Origin of the sequence: Paenibacillus sp. IHBB 3054 (genome assembly GCF_051594305.1) — a bacterium.
Taxonomy (GTDB): domain Bacteria; phylum Bacillota; class Bacilli; order Paenibacillales; family Paenibacillaceae; genus Paenibacillus_AQ.
The window spans coordinates 1-20,875 of sequence record NZ_JBOFBG010000043.1; the positions used below are offsets into that span (position 1 = coordinate 1).

Below are 20,875 nucleotides of genomic sequence, written 5' to 3' on the forward strand. Positions count from 1 at the left end.
CGCGGCCAGAAATAGAATATATCATGTATGGGTCAGCATTGCAAGCATTTTTTTAAATTAGGTTGGATACACCGCTTCCCGCATACCCCGTAATCCATTACACCAATTCTAAGCCATCATTCTAAACCCACAGAGCCAAGGAACTGCTGTACAATACAGCGCCCCTTGGCTCTGTGAAATAGAACATTTGAAATTATTCTGTCTTGTTGCGCATATGCGGGAACAGCAGAACATCACGAATTGAGGCAGCATTGGTCAGCAGCATGATCAGACGGTCTACACCGATTCCCAGTCCGCCTGTAGGAGGCATACCATATTCCAGAGCACGGATGAAGTCATCGTCCATCTCATGGGCTTCATCATTGCCCTGCTCCTTCTCCTGAATCTGTGCTTCAAAGCGCTGACGCTGGTCAATCGGGTCGTTCAGCTCACTAAAGGCATTAGCGTGCTCGCGTGCGACGATAAACAGCTCAAAGCGATCGGTAAACCGCGGGTCTTGATCGTTCTTTTTGGCCAGCGGCGAGATTTCAACCGGGTGACCCATTACAAATGTAGGCTGAATCAATGTTTCCTCAACAAACTGCTCAAAGAAGGCATTCAGGATATGGCCGAAGGTCATATGCTTTTCAACCGGTACACGGTGCTCCTTGGCCAAACGCTGTGCTTCTTCATCCGTCATCTGAACGCCAAAGTCGACACCCGTCACTTCTTTGACGGCATCAACCATGGTCACACGGCGCCATCCTGGCGAGAGGTCCACTTCCTGGCCTTGATAGTTGATCTTCTGGCTGCCAAGAACCTCTTGGGCGATATGAGCAATCATGCTCTCGGTCAAATGCATAATATCCTTGTAGTCGGCATAAGCCTCATACAGCTCAATCATGGTGAACTCAGGATTATGACGCGTCGAAATGCCCTCATTGCGGTATACACGGCCGATTTCATAAACTTTTTCGAGTCCGCCGACAATCAGACGTTTCAGATGCAGTTCAATCGCAATCCGCATATACAGCTGCATATCCAGCGTATTGTGGTATGTGATGAACGGACGTGCAGCGGCTCCACCGGCAATCGCATGAAGTGTTGGAGTTTCAACCTCAAGGTAGCCAAGGGAGTCCAGGTAACGGCGCATCGACTGGATGATCCGTGAACGGGCAATAAAGGTCTGCTGTACTTCAGGGTTAATGATCAGATCTACATAACGCTGGCGGTAGCGCAGTTCAACATCCTTCAGGCCATGGTACTTCTCAGGCAGCGGCAGCAGAGATTTGGACAAAACCTCAAGATTGGACACTTTAATAGAGGTTTCGCCAGTTTTTGTTTTAAATACGATACCGCGCACTCCGATAATATCGCCCAAATCGAGAACATTAAAGGCTGCGTATTGCGCCTCAGGGATGCTGTCCTGACGCACATAAATTTGGATTTTGCCGCTAAGATCCTGGATGTGGGCAAAACTTGCCTTACCCATGACACGTTTAGCCATAATCCGACCGGCAATGCTGACTTCCAGAGCCAGCTCGTCCAATTCCTCTTTTGTTTGTCCGTCATACTTAGCCAGAAGGTCCCCGGCACCTGCTGTGCGGTCATATTTTTTGCCAAACGGGTCAATTCCCAGTGCCCGCAGCTCGTCCAATTTAGCACGGCGAATCTGCAACAGCTCACTAAGCTCTTTTTCCGTGGTTTCCACGGTATTCATTTCCTCAGTCATGTTCCTCATCCTCTCTAATGCCTCATGTCATATACACAAGAAGAAACGGCTCCACCCTCATAATTGAGGGCAGTCCGTTCCAGTACAAAATATAAGCTATATGTGTTCAGCCATATTTTTCGGGCGATATCTCTTCTTTATTTAGAAAAAAGCTTCCCTAAGGAAGCTTTCCGGGCCCTGTTCCTTCTTCTGCCAGTGCAGTGCAGTTCTCTGTGCGAGGGCAGCATGTCTATTCACAGGCGCAAAGCGCCTGTAGATTACTTCATTCGGATATCAAGAATTTTATATTGAATGACTCCTGCAGGTACACTAACATCTACAACAGTGCCGATTTTCTTACCGATAATAGCTCTGCCTACCGGGCTTTCATTGGAGATTTTATTGTTAAGCGGATCGGATTCGGCTGTACCAACGATTGTATATTCCATCACATCGCCATATTCCATATCTTCAACGCTTACAGTAACCCCGATACTTACCACATCGGTAACGATCTCATCGCTATTGATGATGCGCGCGTTGCGGAGCATTTTTTCCAAAGTGATAATACGCCCTTCGATAAAGGCCTGTTCATTCTTCGCGTCCTCATATTCGGAGTTCTCGCTGATATCTCCGTAGCCAATCGCCACTTTAATCCGTTCGGCCACTTCGCGGCGTTTCACGGATTTGAGGGTCTCCAGTTCTTCTTCCAGACGCTTAAGTCCGTCCGGCGTAAGGATGACTTCTTTATCGCTCATCTCAACCGATTCTCCTGTCGTATACATTTATTGAAAACACCATACTATATGCGAATCCAGAGGGATAAGAACCCTCCATGCTGCATTGCCCTTGCTGTAACGGCGATTTTATACTGTGAAATTATATTGGAACCGCTACAAAATGTCAATGACGCCCCATATAATGTTCCGGTGTTATCTCTTAAAGCCAGTGGAGACGGTAATTAAACTGCCGAGAGAGACGGATTACGGCCCTCTTGTTCTTCTTCATCTTTAAGCTGTACGACAAAATCATTCAAGATCCGCACCATTTCATCGCGTTTGGTTTCTTCCATAATGACATCCTTTACGCGGGCAGCAGCCTTAAGACCTTTTAAATACCAGGCCAAATGCTTACGCATTTCACGAACCGCTACCGCCTCGCCTTTAAGGGCAACCAAACGGTCCATATGAAGAATCGCCACTTTAATCTTCTCTTCCGCTCCGGGTTCAGGCGTCAGCTCACCTGTGCTCAAATATTGAATGGTCCGGTAAAGCATCCATGGATTGCCCAGCGCGCCGCGTCCAATCATAACCCCGTCGCAGCCGGTCTGATCCAGCATCGCCCGGGCATCCTCAGGTGTGTTAACGTCACCGTTGCCGATGACAGGAATCGAAACAGCCTCTTTAGCCATTTTAATATACTTCCAGTCGGCATGGCCGGTGTAGAGCTGCTCACGGGTACGCCCATGCACACTGACAGCCTGGCCTCCGGCACGTTCCACTGCGCGGGCATTCTCTTCTACAAAGATATGCTCGCTGTCCCAGCCGATCCGCATTTTTACGGTAACCGGCTTGTCAACGGCTTCTACAACCGCCGAGACCATCTCGTAGATCTTGTCCGGATTCAGCAGCCAGCGGGCCCCGGCATCACATTTTGTTACTTTCGGTACGGGACACCCCATATTAATGTCGATAATATCGGCATTGGTCTCCTTATCCACAACTTTGGCCGCCTCAACGAGCGACTTACGGTCTCCGCCAAAAATCTGCAGGCTAAGCGGCTTCTCCCGTTCATCCACGAACAGCATCTCACGCGTACGCGAATTGCCGTGCAGAATAGCTTTGTCACTGACCATTTCCGCACATACCAAGCCGGTGCCGAATTCTTTTGCAATCAGCCGGAACGCTGGATTACATACACCGGCCATAGGCGCCAGAACGACCTGGTTCTTCATCTCAATGCCGCCAATTTTCAGCACATTTCTTCACTTCCTTTAGTTCTATTTTTAATGAATGGACGTCTTCCTAAGTAGAGGGATTGGCCAACTCCTCGACTGAAACCTCAAGAACATCCGCAATTTTATTTAAAATTTTATCTTCCAAATGTCGGTTTCCCCTCTCGACTGCGCCTAGCACAGCCAGTGAAATTCCGACAGAATCCGCCAACTCTTGCTGGGTGTATCCTTTCAGCTTTCGGAATGCTCTGACCCGCGTTCCCATACGTTTGATGTCCACAAGCGCATTCCTTCCTTTCCGTCTATATCCTGCAGCGCTGCTGTAATGATTCCCCGGAGTCCGGAAGAATCCTCATCCAGCAGTACGATGTCACTGAGCGGAAACAGCACAAACGCCCGTTCCAGCATCCGGGGATGCGGAAGCGTTAAATCTGCCGTATCATAGCTCTGTCCTTCTACCCACAATAAATCAAGATCCACTGTTCTCGGGCCATAACGGATATCACGAACCCGGCCTAGCTGCGCTTCAATGTCGAGCATCACATGAAGCAAGTTCTCCGGCGCAAGCGTGGTGCGGAGGGCGGCTGCCATATTCAAAAACTGCGGCTGGTCGAGATAGCCGACAGGCTCTGTCTCATATACATTGGAGCAGCGTACAACTTCAATCCCGTCATAATGATCCAGCCTGTTCAAAGCTTCCTTCAAGGTGCCTTCGCGGTCACCCAAATTGGCCCCTAAAGCAATATAAGCCTCTGATACCTCAGAGGTGGAGTGTATAGTCATGGGCCTTGTCTCACTTTCTCGTTCTATGCAGTTCTACAGTCACTCCCTGAAAATGAATGTCGAACGGCGGATGCGGCTTGGTTACTTTGACTGTTACTGCATTGATAATAGTATAAGTGTCCAGTACTGAGGATGCAATATGTTCCGCCAAAGCTTCAATCAGCTTAAAGGACTTTGTTTCGACAATTTTTTTGACGAGCGCATGCACTTCGGCGTAATTTACGGTTTGATCCAGATCATCCTGAAGACCAGCCCCCCGCAGATCAAGCTCCAGCTCCAGGTCAATATAGTAACGTTGTCCAAGCTTGCGTTCCTCTTCGAACACACCATGATATCCATAATACTCCATGCGGTGCAGCTTCATTTTATCCATCCTGATACCTGCTTTCTAAGACAAAATAGTTCGTTCAGCAATAGCCATCTATTCATGCAACCGCGGAGAGGCGGCATAGAGCATCGCATCACACATAAGTACGGTACGTTTCATCGTGGCCACATCATGCACCCGCACAATCTGGCAGCCTTGGGCAATGCCGAATGCAACGGTAGCGGCGGTTCCCTCCATCACATCATCAGACGGGAGGTCCAGCACGGTACGGATGAATTTTTTGCGGGAAGTGGCAAGCAACATGGGATAACCCAGCATCGCCAGTTCATCCAGTACCATCATCGCCTGCAAATTCTCCGCATAATCCTTGGCAAAACCAATGCCTGGATCAAGGATGATATTATGCGGCTTCACCCCGGCCTCCAGCGCCAGGTTGATGCTGCCATTGAGGTCAGCCGCCATATCCGTGGCCAAATTCTGATAATTCCGGTCGTGGCGGTTGTGCATCAAAATAATCGGACAGTCCGCCTCAGCAGCCACAGCTGCCATATCAGGATCGGCTTTGCACCCCCAAATATCGTTGATGATATGCGCCCCTGCCCGAATCGCCTGACGTGCCACCTCCGCCTTATAGGTATCTATGGATAATATCAACTGAGGTGCAGCGCGGTGGATACTCTCGATAACAGGCAGTACACGGGCCAGCTCCTCTTCCAGACTCACCGGTTGATGGCCGGGACGGGTTGACTCTCCGCCTATATCGATAATATCGGCACCTTCAGCAGCCATTTGCAGCGCATGTTCTACCGCTTGATCCGGTTCATTCCATAGTCCGCCATCAGAGAAGGAATCCGGGGTTACATTTAAAATGCCCATAATTAACGTTCGGTCACCAAGGATCAGCTCGCTGTTGTTCCAGCGGTAGGTCCGCTTATAGATTACGGGTCTCATACCGGCTCTCCCGTCCTTTCCCTGTATAAAGCAATCAATTGCGCCGTGTGTGGCCCGCAGCGCCCTGTGCCTACAGTCAGCGCCTCATCACCGTGCCACAGTGTGGTAACCGGGACAATCTCCTGCACCGAATTGGTGAGAAACACCTCATCGGCAGCCTGAAGCTGTTCCCAGCGGTACAATCCCTCTTCCACGCGGAGTCCGGCGGCAGGAGCCAGCTTCAGGACCATTTCCCGGGTAATTCCCGGAAGGATGCCTGTGGCCAGGTCAGGCGTGTGCAGCACCTTATTGCTGATGAAAAAAATATTGCTCACAATTCCCTCAGCAATGTTCCCTTCTGCAGTCAGCATAAGCCCTTCCGTGCCGCCGGCCGCAGAGGCATATCCGGCAAGCTCCCGCTTGGCCAGTATATTGTTCATATAGTGGAGTGACTTGAGCCTTACCGGTCCTTCGGGGGTATTACGCCGCAGCTGCAACAGCTGCAGCCCTTTGCCTTCACTGTAGAGAGCGGCTGGCTGGCGCGGCAATTCTTTGATATAGAGCAAATGATTCGGGCGGCTATAGTCACCAGCCGGAAGGCCAAGAATGTCCTCACCGGCTGTAACTGTGTACCGTATATAGGCATCCTTCAGTTCGTTTTTGTCCATCACCCGTGTAATCCAGTCCCGCAAGGACGCTTCATCCGGTTCAAACGGAATGCCTAGCTGCCTGCAGCCCTCAGCCAGTCTGTCCAGATGACGGCGCAGCAGGAAGGGCACGCCGTTATAGGTGCGAAAGGTTTCAAACAAGCCCATACCGTATAAAAAACCGTGATCCAAGGTGGAGACCACGGCGTCTTTAGCCTCAACTACGCTTTTGTTGAGCCCTATATATTTCATGCCGTTTCCCCGGTTCTCCGTTTCAGGAAGTTGCGCAGCATGATGTGCCCATGATCCGTAATAATCGATTCAGGGTGGAACTGCACGCCTTCAATCGGGTACTCTTTATGGCGCAGCGCCATAATTTCGCCTTCCGCAGTCTCGGCTGTAATCTCCAGACAATCCGGCAGACTCTCACGCTCTACAATCAGGGAATGATAGCGGGTTGCGGTAAAGGGAGATTCCAGTCCTTCAAATACGGATGTGCCGTGATGGTGAATCGGCGATGTTTTGCCATGCATCAGACGCTCCGCACGGATAACATTGCCGCCAAAGGCCTGTCCAATAGCCTGATGTCCGAGACAGACTCCAAAGATCGGTATGACCCCCTTGAAATGCTGCAGCACTTCCAGACTGATGCCGGCTTCGTTCGGTGTACAAGGTCCGGGAGAGATCAAAATATGGTCCGGAGCCAGCGCCTCTATCTCCTGAATACTGATTTCATCGTTGCGGAATACTTTCACTTCTTCCCCCAGCTCACCCAGGTATTGCACCAGATTGTACGTAAAGGAATCATAATTATCGATGACCAAGATCATTGTATTGCTCCCCCTTCGGCGCCGCCGGTCGTCCGCAATTCCTGCTGATGTTCACTGCAGAGAACCGCCTTCACAACCGCTTTGGCTTTATTATGGCATTCCCGGTATTCGCGGTACGGATCGGAATCAATCACAATGCCCGCGCCCGTCTGAATATACCCGACTCCGTCCTTCACCGCCAGTGTTCTTATAATAATATTTAATTCCATATTGCCGTTATAGTCAATCCAGCCCAGTGATCCAGTATATGGACCACGCCGTACCGGCTCCAGCTCCTCGATGATTTCCATTGTCCGCACCTTGGGAGCGCCGGTAATGGTGCCGCCGGGGAACAAGGCGGCCATGACATCATAAGCATCCTTGCCGGGGGCGATGCTGCCCTCGACCTGCGAGACGAGATGCATGACATGCGAGTATCGCTCCACGGTCAGCAGCTCCGGCACGCTGACCGATCCATAGGCCGCGACCCGGCCGATGTCGTTTCTCTCCAGATCGACAAGCATAATATGCTCGGCGATCTCCTTCTCGCTCCCGCGCAGCTCCGCCTCCATGGCGGCATCCTCCGCGGGAGTCAGGCCCCTGCGCCGGGTACCGGCAATGGGGCGTGCGCTGACCTTGTCCCCGTGCAGCTTGACCAGCAGCTCCGGCGAAGCGCTGGAGAGTGCGAAGCCGGGCGAACGCATTAGCCCCATGTACGGGGACGGGTTGAGCTTGCGCAGCCATTCATACACATCCTCCGGCGAGGAATTCAGCTGCGCCTCCTGACGCAGCGACAGGTTGACCTGGAATACATCGCCCTGGCGGATGTATTCCTGAACGTCAAGCACAGCCTGCTGGAATTGCCCGGGCGAGAAAGCAGAGGTCATGCCTGGCCATTCACCGGACAGGTCGGCGCTTGATTCAACAGCAGCGATAATTCCACGTTCCTCTTCGCGGTCTTCCTCCAGGCCGGGAGCAGAGCATATCCCATGCCACTGTTCCACCATGCCTTCTGCCCGGACGATTGCGTCTTGATACAGTGACTTCAGAGCGCCCAGCTCAGACGAGCTGGCAGCAGCAACCGGCACATGCACGATGGAATAGAGCGTGTTCTCAAGATGATCATAGATCCACAGCTCTTCCAGCCGCATGAAGAGATAGTCCGGAAATCCGGGATCATCCTGGGCAAGCACAGCGAGTTGCTCCAGAGAGCGGACTACATCATAGCCGAGGAACCCCGCACAGCCTCCACGGAACGGGGGCAGGCCGGCAACCTGCAGTTTGGGCGAGGTGAAGCCGCTCATCCAGTTTTGCAGCACTTTCAGCGGCTCTCCCTGCAGCTCCACAGCTTGCGGCACAGGTTCATTCGTTCCCGCTGCCTCAGGGGACAAGCTGAGCACCTCGGCATCCCCGCCTTTTCCTTTTAGTATTGAAACGGGCTGCAACCCCAAGTATGTGTATCGTCCGCCTTTCCCGCTCTCCAGCACCACTGAATAGGGGGAGGCCAGCTGCCAGGCCTTCATCCAGGAAGAGGGCAAGCCCTCCTTGTCCTGCGTTGATTTTATGATTAAAGGGAGGAGGCTCCAGTCCTCTTGTGCCCACTGCTCCCAATCCTGCCAAGCCGTTATGATTTCCAAAGCCATCCTCCTAAAAGTTTTGTGAAGCCTGCGCTTCTTGAAATTGCTTCGTAACAAAACTTGCTTCGTAAGCATTCGCTTAAGTTCTATGAAGCTACGCTTCTTGGCATTAAGCAATCTAAAGTTTATTGCCTGTCAGTATACTGTACTTCGTGCTGCTTTGAAAAGCCTGAACCTTGGATTTTCTGAAAAAATCTGCTTCATCTGACCCCAGCCTCATCTGCTGTGGAAGCACAGGGAGGATTATATCTTTCATCATGCACAAAAAAGAGCCTTCGTTATCCCTGTCTTAGCGGATGCGAGGACTCTTAGTCATTTGCTTTGTCAGCAATTATGCTTCGAAGTTATACAGCGGTGTGCTCAAGTAGCGTTCGCCGTTACTTGGGATGATCACAACTACTTTTTTGCCTGCGCCCAGTTCCTTAGCTACTTTAAGAGCCGCGAATACAGCTGCACCGGAAGAAATACCGGACAACACGCCTTCCTCTTTAGCAACACGACGAGCAGTTTCAAATGCTTCATCGTTCTCTACGTGAATGATCTCATCGTAAATGTCCTGGTTGAGGATTTCAGGAATGAAGTTTGCGCCAATCCCCTGAATTTTGTGAGGTCCCGGTTTGCCGCCGGCCAGAATTGGCGAAGCAGCTGGTTCTACCGCATAAATCTTCACATCAGGATATTGACCCTTCAACACTTCACCTGCACCGGAGATAGTTCCACCTGTACCCACGCCAGCGATGAAAGCATCCAGCGGTCCACCAATGGATTCAATGGCTTCCACGATTTCCGGGCCGGTTGTTTCAAGGTGGATTTTCAAGTTGGCTTTGTTCTTGAATTGTTCAGCCAGGAAGAAGCTTGGGTTCTCGCTTAAGATCTGCTCCGCTTTCTTAACCGCACCGTTCATACCTTCCGATCCTGGAGTCAGCACCAGCTCTGCGCCGTAAGCACGCAGCAGATTGCGGCGCTCAAGGCTCATCGTTTCCGGCATAACAATAATAGCCTTATAACCTTTGGCTGCAGCTACAAGCGCAAGGCCAATACCTGTATTGCCGCTGGTTGCTTCTACAATCGTGCCGCCTGGTTTCAGAAGACCTTCCTTCTCAGCCTCTTCTACAATACTGAGGGCAATGCGGTCTTTAACGCTGGAGCCCGGGTTTTGGTATTCCAGCTTCAAATAAATTTCCGCTGATCCTTCAGGAACAATACGATTGAGACGAACGAGCGGTGTGCCTCCGATCAAATCTGTTACACTGTTGACGACTTTAGCCATGAGTAAAAACCTCCTTGGAATGATAAATGATATATATGGGTGCATAACTTGTGACATAGATAAGTCTTCAGCTTGTAATTCCGGGTGTGCACCAGGAGATTCAACACCGCAGCACCAAGTTATAGCGCTGTTCCACGGCCAAATATGATCCGCCGCTATCTATTTCCGACTAAAACAGTAGGTTTTCCATTTAATTTCATATTATCAATCTTGCAGGCTGTTGTCAATATATATCGCTGTATCATATTTAGCGCGCAAATCACTCTCCACCTGCTGTAATGGAGCCGCCTGCTCCAGTGCCAGCTCCCGGCGAACCTGCTCACGGATTTCCGTCTGATCCTGGCTTTTGGGATCAATCATTTTCTCCAGCCGGATAATAGCATAATCATCGCCCGTCTGCAGAGGACCTGCGATATCCCCTTCGTCAAGCTGCGCTGCCGTCTTCAGCAGGTCCTCCGGCCAAAAGGGATCCTCCTCCTCCACCGTTCCGATGCTGCCGCCGCGCCCCCGGCTTTCCTCATCTATGGATAATTCCTTGGCAAGTGCAGCAAAGTCCTCTCCTTGCTCCAGCCGGTCCATTACACGCTCAGCTTCGCTGTAGGTGGCCACCTTGATTATCGAGAGCTGCATTTCTTTCCTCGGTGTGAACCGCTCGGAATTCTCCGCTAAATAATTATCAATTTCCGCATCAGTAATTGTAATGCCTGCAGTTGCAACTGCCTGAAGAGTCAGACGATACACCGCTTCTTCACGCACTTCCTGACGGGAAAGCCCCAGCTCCGACTGCATCTGGGCATAGTATTGCTCTTCCGAACCGTAACCGGTCATGCTGCGCTTCAATTCCTGCTCAATCTCCACATCTGTCACAGCAACACCAAGAGCCTTGGCTTCTTTGTCGACTACAATATGATTAAGCATGCCCAGCAGCACATCATTACCGTACTTTTTTTTGAGTTCCTCCACCCAGGCTTGATCCGTTACCGGTTGGCCTCCCGCAGAGGCGATGTCCGAGGACTCGCCGTCCGCCGGCTCTCCTTTAAGAATGGACATCGCCCGCAAACTCCAGAATAAAAGACCTCCGAGCATCAAAGTCGCGACAGCCAGTAGAATAACGGCATTGCGCAGCGCGCGCTCCTGTCTTGTCATCATCCCCAGCCCTACGATTTCGCTTGATCCAGGATAACCTGCAATTCATCCTTATTAAAAACATAGGCCTCGTTGCAAAAATGGCAGACAACCTCAGCCTGATCATCTTCTTCAATCAAACGTTCCAGCTCTTTCTCACCCAAGCTGACCAGGGTCTGCTCCACCCGTTCACGCGAGCATTGGCAGACAAAATTGATATCCAGCTCATCCATAATCACTGCATCCGGTAAAAGATAACGGAGCATCTCTTCGGGTTCCAGCCCCTCCTCCAGTAAAGCGGTTACTGAAGGCAGCGACCCTACCGCCCGCTCAATCTCGGTGATCTCTTCATCCGTAAGCCCTGGAAGCAGTTGTACGATAAATCCTCCGGCTACGCGCACGGAATTATCGGTTTCAACCAGCACACCAAGACCCACCGCAGCCGGCGTTTGTTCGGAAACTGCAAAATAATATGTGAAATCATCGCCGAGCTCACCGGAAATAATCGGTACACTTCCCCGGTAGGGCTCCTTCATGCCTAAATCCTTACTGATATCAATAAACCCTTCCGTACCCACGGCGCCTGCGACATCCAGCTTGCCAAGACTATTGCTCGGCAGATGAACATGCGGGTTGGTCACATAACCGCGTACCTCTCCAAAAGCATTTGATTCTGCAGTAATCTGTCCGATCGGTCCATTGCCCTTGACCATCACGGCGAGTTTCTCCTGACCTTTGAGCATTGCGCCCATCATGGCTGCAGCGGTAACTGTACGGCCCAGTGCGGCTGTAGCCGTTGGATACGTATCATGTCTGCGCCGCAATTCATCAACCAGCGCTGTCGTGCGCACAGCAAAAGCTCTGACTCTGCCATCCAGCGCCGTTCCCCGGACCAGCCGGTCCCTTTTGTTATCCATCGGGTGCATACTCCTCCTATCTCTTGCCCTTTAAGGCTTCTTTATTTTATTTGTTGCGGTCATAAATAATACGCAGACCTTCCAGCGTCAGCATTGGATTCACTTCATCAATACAATCCGTTTCACCGGCAATGAGCGGGGCAAGTCCACCCGTAGCGATGACCTTCAGCACCGGCGCATTCATTTCCAGCTTAATGCGCCTTACAATTCCTTCAACCTGCCCGGCATAGCCGAAAATAATCCCTGCCTGCATAGCGTGGACCGTGTTCCGTCCGATTACCTTCTTCGGCTTCTCCAGCTCAATTCGCGGCAGTTTGGAAGCCCGCTGATATAAAGCCTCCGTAGAAATGCCGAGTCCCGGCACAATCGCCCCGCCAAGATAATTGGCACCTGCGTCAATGCAATCGAAGGTAGTCGCAGTTCCGAAATCAACAACAACGAGCGGACATTTATATTGCTCAATGGCAGCAACCGCATTAACAATCCGGTCAGCGCCTACCTCACGAGGATTCTCATAGCGCAGGTTAAGCCCAGTCTTGATTCCTGGACCTACCAGCAGCGGATCCTTGCCAATATATTTCACACACATCTCCACGATGACCTGAACAAGCGGCGGAACTACCGAGGAGATAATAACCCCTTCGATATCCTTCACCGAAAGTCCCGACATGCTGAATAGATTATGGATCAGAACTCCATACTCATCCACAGTGGACTGGCGTGCAGTATTAAGCCTGAAGTGGTGCAGCAGCTCACGCTGCCGGTACACACCGAGAACAATATTGGTATTGCCGATATCGACGGCGAGCATCATGACAGCGGGCCCTCCTTCTTCGCATTCAGATCCAGACTGATATCCAGACTGGAGAAAGAATAGGTGAGCCGGCCCACTGAAATTACATCAACGCCGGACTCTGCGATACGGCGAACCGTTTCCAAAGATACATTACCCGATGCTTCAGTCTTGACATGAGGCGATTTCGCCTTAATTCTTCTCACAGCTTCCTTCATCAGTTCAGGAGACATATTATCAAGCATGATGATATCGGCTCCGGCAACAAGTGCTTCCTCCACCTGCTCAAGGTTTTCCGTCTCTACTTCAATCGTCATTGTATGCGGAATATTAGCCCGTGCACGTCCTACAGCCTGACGGATTCCGCCAGCGCCTTTGATATGGTTGTCCTTAATCATTACCGCATCATATAATCCGAATCGGTGATTCGCTCCACCACCTACCCGTACTGCGTATTTCTCCAGCATCCGGTGACCGGGTGTTGTCTTGCGCGTATCCACCAGACGTGTCGGCAAGCCATGAAGCTCCTGAACGAAGGAGGCGGTACGTGAAGCCACCCCGGACAACCGCTGCATCAAATTAAGTGCCAGCCGTTCCCCGGTGAGGATCGCATGCGTGCTGCCTTCAACTTCTGCGATAACCGTTCCCTTGGACACACTCTGGCCTTCTTGCACCAGTGCCGTGAACACAAGTGACGGATCCACAATTTCAAACACAAGCTCCGCTACAGGGATTCCGCAGATAATGCCGTCCTCTTTGGCATGAATAATGCCCTTGGACTCATGGCCTGCAGGTATCGTCGTACGGGTCGTTATATCCCCGGAGCCCACATCCTCCTGCAGCCAGCCTTTAATTGCCTGTACCAGCTCTTCATTATATCCATTAAACATCATCACTTAATTCCTCCACTATTCCCAGTTCGCGAATCTGTAGCAGATGTTTCTGCCACTCTGCATCATTCCGCAGCGGATAGTCTTCACGGTAATGTGCTCCGCGGCTCTCCTCCCGCGCCAAAGCCGATTCCGTAATCAGCAGGCAGCAGGTCAGCATATTGGCGAACTCGTACTCCTCACGTTTGGTCAGCGCCGAAGCAAAAATCGGCAGCTGCCGTTTCAATTCCTCCAGCCCCTTGGACAACATCTCCTCATTCCGCCGCAATCCGGCGTAACGGACCATTACCTTCTGCAGCTTAAGCCGCCGCTCCACAATAGCTTGTGTAGGAGACTCAACACGGCCTTGCTGACTGACTGCCGAAATCGTCTCCCGCGGGAGCGGAGGAAGCTGGCGAATGCGTTCAATAATCCGCCGCCCGAACACAATGGCCTCGGACAAAGAATTGCTAGCCAAGCGGTTGGCACCATGCACCCCGGTGGAAGACACCTCACCGCAGGCGAATAAACGGGAGATATTGCTCTCTCCGTTGAGATCGGTCTTAATGCCCCCCATCATATAATGCGCAGCAGGAGCCACGGGAATCCAGTCCGTTGTAATATCCAGTCCGTAGCCCATACATGTCTCGTATATCGTGGGAAAACGATGTTTGACCATATCGGCCGATTCATGCGTAATATCCAAATAGACAAAGGTCGACTTGGTCAGCTCCATCTCACTGACAATGGCCCTGGCCACGATATCGCGGGGTGCCAGTTCCAGCAGCTCGTGATATCGTTCCATGAACCGCTCTCCATTGATATTGCGCAGCACGGCGCCCTCGCCGCGTACCGCTTCCGAGATCAGAAACCTCGGGGCTCCCGGATAACTAAGCGCCGTCGGATGGAATTGGATAAATTCCATGTCGCGCACATGGGCTCCGGCCCGGTAAGCGATGGCTACGCCGTCTCCGGTCGCAACTTCCGGATTAGTAGTATAGCGGTACAATTGTCCCGCCCCCCCGGAGCATAGAATCGTTGCATCGGCCTGCAGGAACAATCTGCCTCCGCCCGGCCGCTGTACCAGCGCCCCAAGGCATTCGCCGCCCTCGGTAACGAGATCAATGACATAATGATCATCCCATACCTCTATATTGTCATGTTCAGTAACCTGTTCAGAGAGTGCACGCACAATTTCAAAGCCCGTAGCATCCCCGTTGGCATGCAGAATCCGGCGGTGGCTGTGTGCTCCTTCTTGAGTCAAAGCTAATATGCCATCTTCCTTGTCAAATACGGTGCCGAGCCGGATCAGCTCATGCACCCCGCCCGGTCCTTCATTCACCAATACATCAACAGCAGCCGAGGAGCAGAGCCCTGCACCAGCCATTAGTGTATCCTGGCGGTGATATGCCGGAGAGTCATCTTCGGCTATTACAGCGGCAATTCCTCCCTGAGCATATCTAGTATTGCTCTCCATCAGCGTTTTTTTAGTAATCATAATGACATGCCGGTCTTCACTCGCTTTAATAGCCGTGAACAATCCGGCGATACCTGAACCGATAACAATGCAATCCGTCTTTATTGTAGGAAGCTCGCGAAGGTCGAAATCAACCAAATACTGTGGAATCATGACCGCTTTTCACCTGTTTCAACGAAAGAGTAGCGCATGCTACCGGACTTGTAGCATGCGCTCTAGGGAAGTTCTGGCTTTGTCGGCGACAGCGGGCGGTACGTAAATCTGCGGCTTCATCGTCTCCAGGCATTTGACCAGTTTCTTTAAATTATTGACTTTCATATTAGGGCATACAAGAAATTTTGTTGCAAAATGGAATTCCTTATCCGGACTATCCAAGCGGAGCTGGTATCCGGTACCGTCTTCTGTTCCAACAATGAACTGCCGGCGGTCCGATTTCCGGCAATATTCAAGAATCGAGGTGGTGCTGCCTACATAATCGCCCATGGCAACTACTTCAGGACGGCATTCCGGATGCACCACAAACTCGGCTTCCGGATATTTCGCTTTCATTTCCACTACATCTTTAACGGTAAGCATATCATGAGTGTTGCAATAGCCTTCCCAGATAATCAGCTTCTTGCCCGTCTGATCCTGGACATATTGGCCCAGATTCTTATCCGGCACCCAGATAATTTCTTCCGCATCGAGTGATTCAATGACCTTCACAGCATTGGCAGAGGTACAGCAAATATCAGTCTCTGCTTTAATTTCAGCCGACGAGTTGATATAAGTCACCACTTTAGCATTCGGATGCTGTGCTTTCAGCTTGCGCAAGCCATCCACATTGACCATATCGGCCATTGGACAACCGGCGCGTTCATCAGGAATAAGCACAGTTTTGTTAGGCGCCAGAATCTTAGCGCTTTCCCCCATGAAATGAACACCGCAGAAGACAATCACTTCCGCATCGGTCTCCGCTGCTTTTTGAGCGAGTAAAAAAGAGTCCCCCCGAAAATCGGCAACCTCCTGAATTTCATCACGCTGATAATAATGAGCCAAAATGATTGCATTCCGTTCTTTTTTCAGCTGTTCGAGGCGCACACGAAGTTCGCGATTTTGTTCCTGCTTGCGCTCAAGCGCCAGAGCTTCCACGGTTAGTTCTCCCCCTTATTTCTTCACGGCGTAAGCCGGCTCTACATTCGAATAGATTATATGTTCCTTGCGGATCTGCACAGCCACTCAGCTCTGCTATAGATAGTTATCCATTATTTAATATTTAATCACTAATGTACACAAGGTTCCACCCTCTGTCAATGTAACCGGGAGTCGATCAAGCTGTACGGTAGGAAGCCTAAAGGCGAAAAAAATCCGGAGAACTTTAAGGTTCTCCGGACGAGCTTGCGTAGCTTCATTCAGTTAAGGGGCTCTTTAGACGAGGCCTCCGCCGCCGTCTTTATTGCCGTCGTTAGAATCATTTCCATCCCCGGACTCCGGATTATTCGGAATATCCTTGGTCAGATCAGGAATTGTGGAAGAGGTGTCGTCCTTGCCTTGAATGCGGACACGCACATCACCGATAGAATCAATAACTGGTTCGCCGGCTTCGTGTGTCACACCCGGAGTCTCTTCCGGTTTACCGTCTTCAGTCAGATAGCCTTGCTCGATCAATTCTCTAATCTGATCCAGTTCCAGCGTTTCTTTCTCAAGCAAGGTGTTGGCAATGAGGTGCATTTCCTTGGAGTGCTTGGTAAGCAGCTCACGGCAGCGTTCATAGCTGCTGCGGATAAAGTTCTGCATCTCCTGGTCGATTTCATAAGCGATGGAATCACTGTAGTTCTGCTCATGCCCGATATCGCGGCCCAGGAAGACCTGGCCTTGGGATGTACCGAACTGCATAGGTCCCAGCTTATCACTCATACCGTATTCCATAATCATGCTGCGGACAATACGCGTAGCCTGCTGGAAGTCGCTGTATGCGCCTGTGCCGATTTCACCGATGAACATCTCTTCGGCAACACGTCCGCCGAGGAGTCCGGTTACTTTATCAAGCAATTCCTGCTTCGTAACAAGCATGCGGTCTTCTTTAGGAAGCATAATGACATATCCGCCTGCGCGTCCGCGCGGGATGATCGTAACTTTGTGAACCATGTCTGCATGCTCCAGGAAGTAACCGACAATCGTATGACCGGCTTCGTGGTAAGCTACAATACGCTTCTCACGGTCGCTGATCACGCGGCTGCGCTTCTCGGTACCTACAATTACACGGTCAATCGCTTCATCTACTTCACGCATGGTAATATCCTTGCGGTTGCGGCGTGCAGCGAGCAGAGCCGCTTCATTCAGCAGGTTCTCCAGATCGGCACCGGTAAATCCGGTAGTGCGTTTGGCGATAACATCAAGTCTTACGTCTTTCGTAAGCGGCTTGTTGCGGGAGTGAACTTTAAGTACAGCTTCACGGCCTTTAACATCTGGGCGGTCAACCGTAATTTGACGGTCGAAACGTCCCGGACGAAGCAATGCCGGGTCAAGTATATCTGCACGGTTGGTAGCTGCGACAATAATAATGCCTTCGTTGCCGCCGAAACCGTCCATTTCTACAAGCAATTGGTTAAGTGTCTGTTCGCGTTCATCATGTCCGCCACCAAGTCCGGCGCCGCGCTGACGTCCCACTGCATCGATCTCATCAATAAAGATGATACATGGTGCATTCTTCTTGGCATTTTCGAACAAGTCACGTACACGGGAAGCACCGACACCTACGAACATTTCCACAAAGTCGGAACCGGAAATACTGAAGAACGGAACTCCTGCTTCACCGGCAACTGCACGGGCCAGCAAGGTTTTACCGGTCCCTGGAGGACCTACAAGGAGAACCCCTTTAGGAATACGTGCGCCTACAGCTGCGAATTTACGCGGATCCTTGAGGAATTCCACGACTTCCACCAGCTCTTGCTTCTCTTCATCAGCCCCTGCAACATCCTCAAAGCTGATTTTCTTCTTCTCTTCATTATATAACCGGGCCTTGCTTTTGCCGAAATTCATTACTTTGCCGCCGCCACCCTGTGCCTGATTGAACAGGAAGAAGAACAGGATGAACATAATAACCAGCGGAATGATGGAAGAAAGGAATGTCAGCCAAATGCTGTCACCTTCCATTTTTTTGGTAACCAGCTCTACACCGTTGACTTCGCTGGCTCCAATAAGCTCATCAAGGGTCTTGTCTGTAGGAGGAACAAATGTGGAGAAATTTTTCGATTTGGCATCTGACGGCTGCTCTCTATATTCACCAGTAACGGCAAAAGCATTGCCTTCAAACTGAATCGTCATACTCTTCACATTATTGTCTTTCAATTCCTGCCTTAATTCATCGTATCTAGGGAAATCGGCGGATTCATTTCCATTGCTCACAAACTGGACAATGCCCACCACGACTAAAAATAAAATCAAATAAAAACCAGAATTCCGGATGAACCGATTCATCCCCTACCTCCTCTCACAACGCTCAAGTTATTGTACCATAGCCTGCCCAGAGTCCTCAAATGCTCAGAGGTCCGGAAATCTGATCCGTGGATCTAAGGCTGTCAATTAGCTCATTTGGAATAAATTTCAGGCTTCAGTACACCGACGTAAGGGAGGTTCCGATACAGTTCGGCATAGTCGAGTCCGTAGCCGACTACAAAAGCATCAGGAATCACAAAGCCGGTATAGGCAGCTTCGAGATTAACAGTGCGTCCTGTCGGTTTATCAAACAGGGTAACCACAGAAATGGAAGCAGCGTTGCGTCCTTGAAGCATTTCAATTAAATAACTGAGTGTAAGACCGCTGTCGATGATGTCTTCGACGATCAGTACATCGCGTCCTTCAACTGACGCATCCAAATCTTTGATGATTTTGACCACACCGGAAGATTTGGTGGATGCTCCATAGCTGGATACAGCCATGAAATCCATCTCAACAGGTACTGTGATGACTTTAACCAAATCTGCCATAAAGATAAACGCGCCTTTCAGCACACAAATTACCAATGGCGTACGTCCTGCATATTCTGCGCTCAGCTGGGCGCCGAGCTCCCTGATTCTTTGTTGGATTTCTTCTTCGCTGATCAAGATTTCTTGAATATCGTTCTGCAACTTGCGAACCTCCTAAGTTATACTATGAAAGACTTACTTCGACCATTACGCTTCTTCGTGCTGCTCCATGTCCTCCAGAGACAAGAGAAGAACCGAGGCCGTGTGCCGCCCTACTGCGGCATGCATCGAGCGCCTTACGCCCGGAATCCAGACGATATTGCCCAAACCATCACAAACGAGGGGAATCTCAGAGCGTTCGGAAGAAGGTATTTTATCATCAATGTAAATATCTTTTACCTTTTTGCTTCCGTTTAATCCCATAACCCTTATGGTATCTCCAGGCAATCGGGAACGAATGGTCAGCGGCAGGACCAGCTCATCACTGTCAAACCAAGCCGACATCTTCCCATAGTCCTCCCCCTGTACTAAAAAAGTTTCTTTCTCCAGCACCGTCATCGTCATTACTTTTCCTATTTCCGTCAGCAAAAGCCGGGAATGAGGCAAAGACAGGCGATATGTATAACTTACCTTCCGCTGCGGAGGCTTGGACGAGAACAAAATTGTATCATATTGCCGCACACAGATCAGACCTCCACCCAAATCCAAACTCCATACGGTGGGGTGTTCCTGCAGCGTCCCCCGGCGTACAGCCTCGATCTTGGAAAAATCCAGGGTCGATGAATCCGCCGACAGATAATTTAATATTAGTTTAATCAAACGCCGTTGTAAAGCGGAGGGTATGGCCGCGAACAAAGCTCTCTTAAAGGTGTATTTTCCATGCTTCATCAAAACCAGCTCATCGAAGCATTTTGCTGCGTTCGCCTCCATAAATTCATCTTCGGCTCCGACAATTTCGGACAATTGCAGAAGCGACTGTTTGACTTTCGGGTTGTACTTTTCCAGTGAAGGCAGCACCTCCAGCCGGATGACATTCCGCTTGTATTTAGTCAGCAGATTGCTGGCATCTTCGGCGTAGGGAAACCCTTCATCCCGGCATAACCCGACAAGAGCCGTTTTGTTAATACGCAGGAAGGGTCGGATGAGTTCCACCTTTTTTTCTGTCCTCTTCCAGCGCATTCCGGCCAGACCGGAAGGTCCGCTGCCCCGCAACAGACGCATAAGCACCGTCTCCGCCTGATCATCGGCATGATGTGCCAGCGCAACGGAGCGTGCGCCATAGCGGTGCGCGGTCTCGATCAGAAACTGATATCGTTTCTCGCGTGCCGTCCCCTCGGGGCCAAGCCCGCTCCCTTTGGCGAGGGAAGGGATATCAAATTCGGCCAGCTCAAAAGGCACCCCCAGCTCCCCGGCCATTTGCCGGACGAACTCCGCCTCCTCAACCGACTCGGCTCTGAACCCGTGGTTCACGTGGGCGCATACCAGGTTTAGCGGTATCCGGTTCACGGATATTTCATGCAGAATACGCAAAAGAGCCACAGAGTCCGGCCCTCCGGAAACTGCGACTACTATGGTGTCATGGGGCGCCCACAGCCCGTGCTCGTCTGCAGACTCCAATACGGATTCCACAAGCTCATTCATTTGCTCCATACGGTGCTCCCTTTCTTGCCCTATCATTTACACAATCTTTGACCGGTAT

The 20,875-nt window shown here is 50.9% G+C and carries 20 protein-coding genes; all 20 read right to left on the bottom strand.

The features are described 5' to 3' along the window. Positions 1 to 193 precede the first annotated feature (193 nt). The 20 genes from lysS to tilS all read right to left on the bottom strand — a co-directional run bounded on the left by lysS (position 194) and on the right by tilS (position 20,826). The gene (gene lysS, locus ACQ76X_RS30050) at positions 194 to 1,711 is read right to left on the bottom strand and encodes a lysine--tRNA ligase (RefSeq protein ID WP_156130789.1); all 1,518 of its coding nucleotides are present in this window, start codon (positions 1,709 to 1,711) and stop codon (positions 194 to 196) included. Between the two features lie 257 nt (positions 1,712 to 1,968). Next, positions 1,969 to 2,448 carry a transcription elongation factor GreA gene (greA, locus tag ACQ76X_RS30055; RefSeq protein WP_038584463.1) on the bottom strand — a complete coding sequence of 160 codons (480 nt, stop codon included), beginning with the start codon at positions 2,446 to 2,448 and terminating at the stop codon, positions 1,969 to 1,971. A 203-nt stretch (positions 2,449 to 2,651) separates the two neighbouring features. Then, a complete protein-coding gene (gene dusB / locus ACQ76X_RS30060; RefSeq protein ID WP_438497440.1) occupies positions 2,652 to 3,668 on the bottom strand; it encodes a tRNA dihydrouridine synthase DusB in 1,017 nt (338 codons plus the stop codon). Positions 3,669 to 3,714: 46 nt separating this feature from the next. Then, positions 3,715 to 3,924: a helix-turn-helix domain-containing protein gene (locus tag ACQ76X_RS30065; protein WP_038584458.1), complete on the bottom strand. Its 210-nt coding sequence runs from the start codon at positions 3,922 to 3,924 to the stop codon at positions 3,715 to 3,717. Continuing rightward, positions 3,876 to 4,427, bottom strand: a complete 552-nt coding sequence (gene folK / locus ACQ76X_RS30070; RefSeq protein ID WP_342437869.1) for a 2-amino-4-hydroxy-6-hydroxymethyldihydropteridine diphosphokinase — start codon at positions 4,425 to 4,427, stop codon at positions 3,876 to 3,878. The genes ACQ76X_RS30065 and folK overlap by 49 nt, the downstream gene beginning before the upstream one ends. A 10-nt stretch (positions 4,428 to 4,437) precedes the next feature. Further along, positions 4,438 to 4,800, bottom strand: a complete 363-nt coding sequence (gene folB / locus ACQ76X_RS30075; protein ID WP_076113651.1) for a dihydroneopterin aldolase — start codon at positions 4,798 to 4,800, stop codon at positions 4,438 to 4,440. Positions 4,801 to 4,848: 48 nt separating this feature from the next. Continuing rightward, a complete protein-coding gene (gene folP / locus ACQ76X_RS30080; RefSeq protein WP_438497441.1) occupies positions 4,849 to 5,706 on the bottom strand; it encodes a dihydropteroate synthase in 858 nt (285 codons plus the stop codon). Continuing rightward, positions 5,703 to 6,584 (bottom strand): aminotransferase class IV, encoded by an 882-nt coding sequence (locus ACQ76X_RS30085; protein WP_438497442.1) that lies wholly within the window; start codon positions 6,582 to 6,584, stop codon positions 5,703 to 5,705. Before ACQ76X_RS30085 ends, folP begins: the two co-directional genes overlap by 4 nt. Then, positions 6,581 to 7,162 (bottom strand): aminodeoxychorismate/anthranilate synthase component II, encoded by a 582-nt coding sequence (gene pabA / locus ACQ76X_RS30090; RefSeq protein WP_438497443.1) that lies wholly within the window; start codon positions 7,160 to 7,162, stop codon positions 6,581 to 6,583. Before pabA ends, ACQ76X_RS30085 begins: the two co-directional genes overlap by 4 nt. After that, positions 7,159 to 8,778: an anthranilate synthase component I family protein gene (locus tag ACQ76X_RS30095; protein ID WP_438497444.1), complete on the bottom strand. Its 1,620-nt coding sequence runs from the start codon at positions 8,776 to 8,778 to the stop codon at positions 7,159 to 7,161. Before ACQ76X_RS30095 ends, pabA begins: the two co-directional genes overlap by 4 nt. A gap of 331 nt (positions 8,779 to 9,109) precedes the next feature. After that, a complete protein-coding gene (cysK, locus tag ACQ76X_RS30100) occupies positions 9,110 to 10,048 on the bottom strand; it encodes a cysteine synthase A (RefSeq protein WP_038584437.1) in 939 nt (312 codons plus the stop codon). Between the two features lie 204 nt (positions 10,049 to 10,252). Then, entirely contained in the window at positions 10,253 to 11,197 is a 945-nt protein-coding gene (locus ACQ76X_RS30105) for a peptidyl-prolyl cis-trans isomerase (protein WP_438497445.1), read from the bottom strand. 8 nt (positions 11,198 to 11,205) lie between these two features. Next, positions 11,206 to 12,090, bottom strand: coding sequence for an Hsp33 family molecular chaperone HslO (hslO, locus tag ACQ76X_RS30110; protein WP_438497446.1), 885 nt, complete (start codon positions 12,088 to 12,090; stop codon positions 11,206 to 11,208). Positions 12,091 to 12,136: 46 nt separating this feature from the next. Further along, the gene (locus ACQ76X_RS30115) at positions 12,137 to 12,904 is read right to left on the bottom strand and encodes a type III pantothenate kinase (protein WP_038584431.1); all 768 of its coding nucleotides are present in this window, start codon (positions 12,902 to 12,904) and stop codon (positions 12,137 to 12,139) included. Then, positions 12,901 to 13,776: a carboxylating nicotinate-nucleotide diphosphorylase gene (gene nadC / locus ACQ76X_RS30120; RefSeq protein ID WP_038584428.1), complete on the bottom strand. Its 876-nt coding sequence runs from the start codon at positions 13,774 to 13,776 to the stop codon at positions 12,901 to 12,903. Before nadC ends, ACQ76X_RS30115 begins: the two co-directional genes overlap by 4 nt. Continuing rightward, on the bottom strand, positions 13,766 to 15,382 hold the full coding sequence (nadB, locus tag ACQ76X_RS30125) for an L-aspartate oxidase (RefSeq protein ID WP_438497447.1): 1,617 nt from the start codon (positions 15,380 to 15,382) through the stop codon (positions 13,766 to 13,768). Before nadB ends, nadC begins: the two co-directional genes overlap by 11 nt. 39 nt (positions 15,383 to 15,421) lie before the next feature. Continuing rightward, a complete protein-coding gene (gene nadA / locus ACQ76X_RS30130; RefSeq protein ID WP_038584425.1) occupies positions 15,422 to 16,360 on the bottom strand; it encodes a quinolinate synthase NadA in 939 nt (312 codons plus the stop codon). 276 nt (positions 16,361 to 16,636) lie between these two features. Further along, complete coding sequence (gene ftsH / locus ACQ76X_RS30135; RefSeq protein ID WP_438497449.1) at positions 16,637 to 18,688, bottom strand: ATP-dependent zinc metalloprotease FtsH; 2,052 nt, start codon at positions 18,686 to 18,688, stop codon at positions 16,637 to 16,639. A gap of 110 nt (positions 18,689 to 18,798) precedes the next feature. After that, a complete protein-coding gene (gene hpt, locus ACQ76X_RS30140; protein ID WP_038584418.1) occupies positions 18,799 to 19,338 on the bottom strand; it encodes a hypoxanthine phosphoribosyltransferase in 540 nt (179 codons plus the stop codon). Positions 19,339 to 19,383: 45 nt separating this feature from the next. Then, positions 19,384 to 20,826 carry a tRNA lysidine(34) synthetase TilS gene (gene tilS / locus ACQ76X_RS30145; RefSeq protein ID WP_438497450.1) on the bottom strand — a complete coding sequence of 481 codons (1,443 nt, stop codon included), beginning with the start codon at positions 20,824 to 20,826 and terminating at the stop codon, positions 19,384 to 19,386. Positions 20,827 to 20,875 lie beyond the last annotated feature (49 nt).

Coding starts and splice junctions, on each gene's coding strand:
- lysS (WP_156130789.1), bottom strand. CDS start 1,711: ATGACTGAGGAAATGAATACCGTGGAAACCACGGAAAAAGAGCTTAGT.
- greA (WP_038584463.1), bottom strand. CDS start 2,448: ATGAGCGATAAAGAAGTCATCCTTACGCCGGACGGACTTAAGCGTCTG.
- folK (WP_342437869.1), bottom strand. CDS start 4,427: ATGACTATACACTCCACCTCTGAGGTATCAGAGGCTTATATTGCTTTA.
- folB (WP_076113651.1), bottom strand. CDS start 4,800: ATGGATAAAATGAAGCTGCACCGCATGGAGTATTATGGATATCATGGT.
- folP (WP_438497441.1), bottom strand. CDS start 5,706: ATGAGACCCGTAATCTATAAGCGGACCTACCGCTGGAACAACAGCGAG.
- ACQ76X_RS30085 (WP_438497442.1), bottom strand. CDS start 6,584: ATGAAATATATAGGGCTCAACAAAAGCGTAGTTGAGGCTAAAGACGCC.
- pabA (WP_438497443.1), bottom strand. CDS start 7,162: ATGATCTTGGTCATCGATAATTATGATTCCTTTACGTACAATCTGGTG.
- cysK (WP_038584437.1), bottom strand. CDS start 10,048: ATGGCTAAAGTCGTCAACAGTGTAACAGATTTGATCGGAGGCACACCG.
- ACQ76X_RS30105 (WP_438497445.1), bottom strand. CDS start 11,197: ATGATGACAAGACAGGAGCGCGCGCTGCGCAATGCCGTTATTCTACTG.
- hslO (WP_438497446.1), bottom strand. CDS start 12,090: ATGGATAACAAAAGGGACCGGCTGGTCCGGGGAACGGCGCTGGATGGC.
- ACQ76X_RS30115 (WP_038584431.1), bottom strand. CDS start 12,904: ATGATGCTCGCCGTCGATATCGGCAATACCAATATTGTTCTCGGTGTG.
- nadC (WP_038584428.1), bottom strand. CDS start 13,776: ATGATGTTTAATGGATATAATGAAGAGCTGGTACAGGCAATTAAAGGC.
- nadB (WP_438497447.1), bottom strand. CDS start 15,382: ATGATTCCACAGTATTTGGTTGATTTCGACCTTCGCGAGCTTCCTACA.
- ftsH (WP_438497449.1), bottom strand. CDS start 18,688: ATGAATCGGTTCATCCGGAATTCTGGTTTTTATTTGATTTTATTTTTA.
- tilS (WP_438497450.1), bottom strand. CDS start 20,826: ATGGAGCAAATGAATGAGCTTGTGGAATCCGTATTGGAGTCTGCAGAC.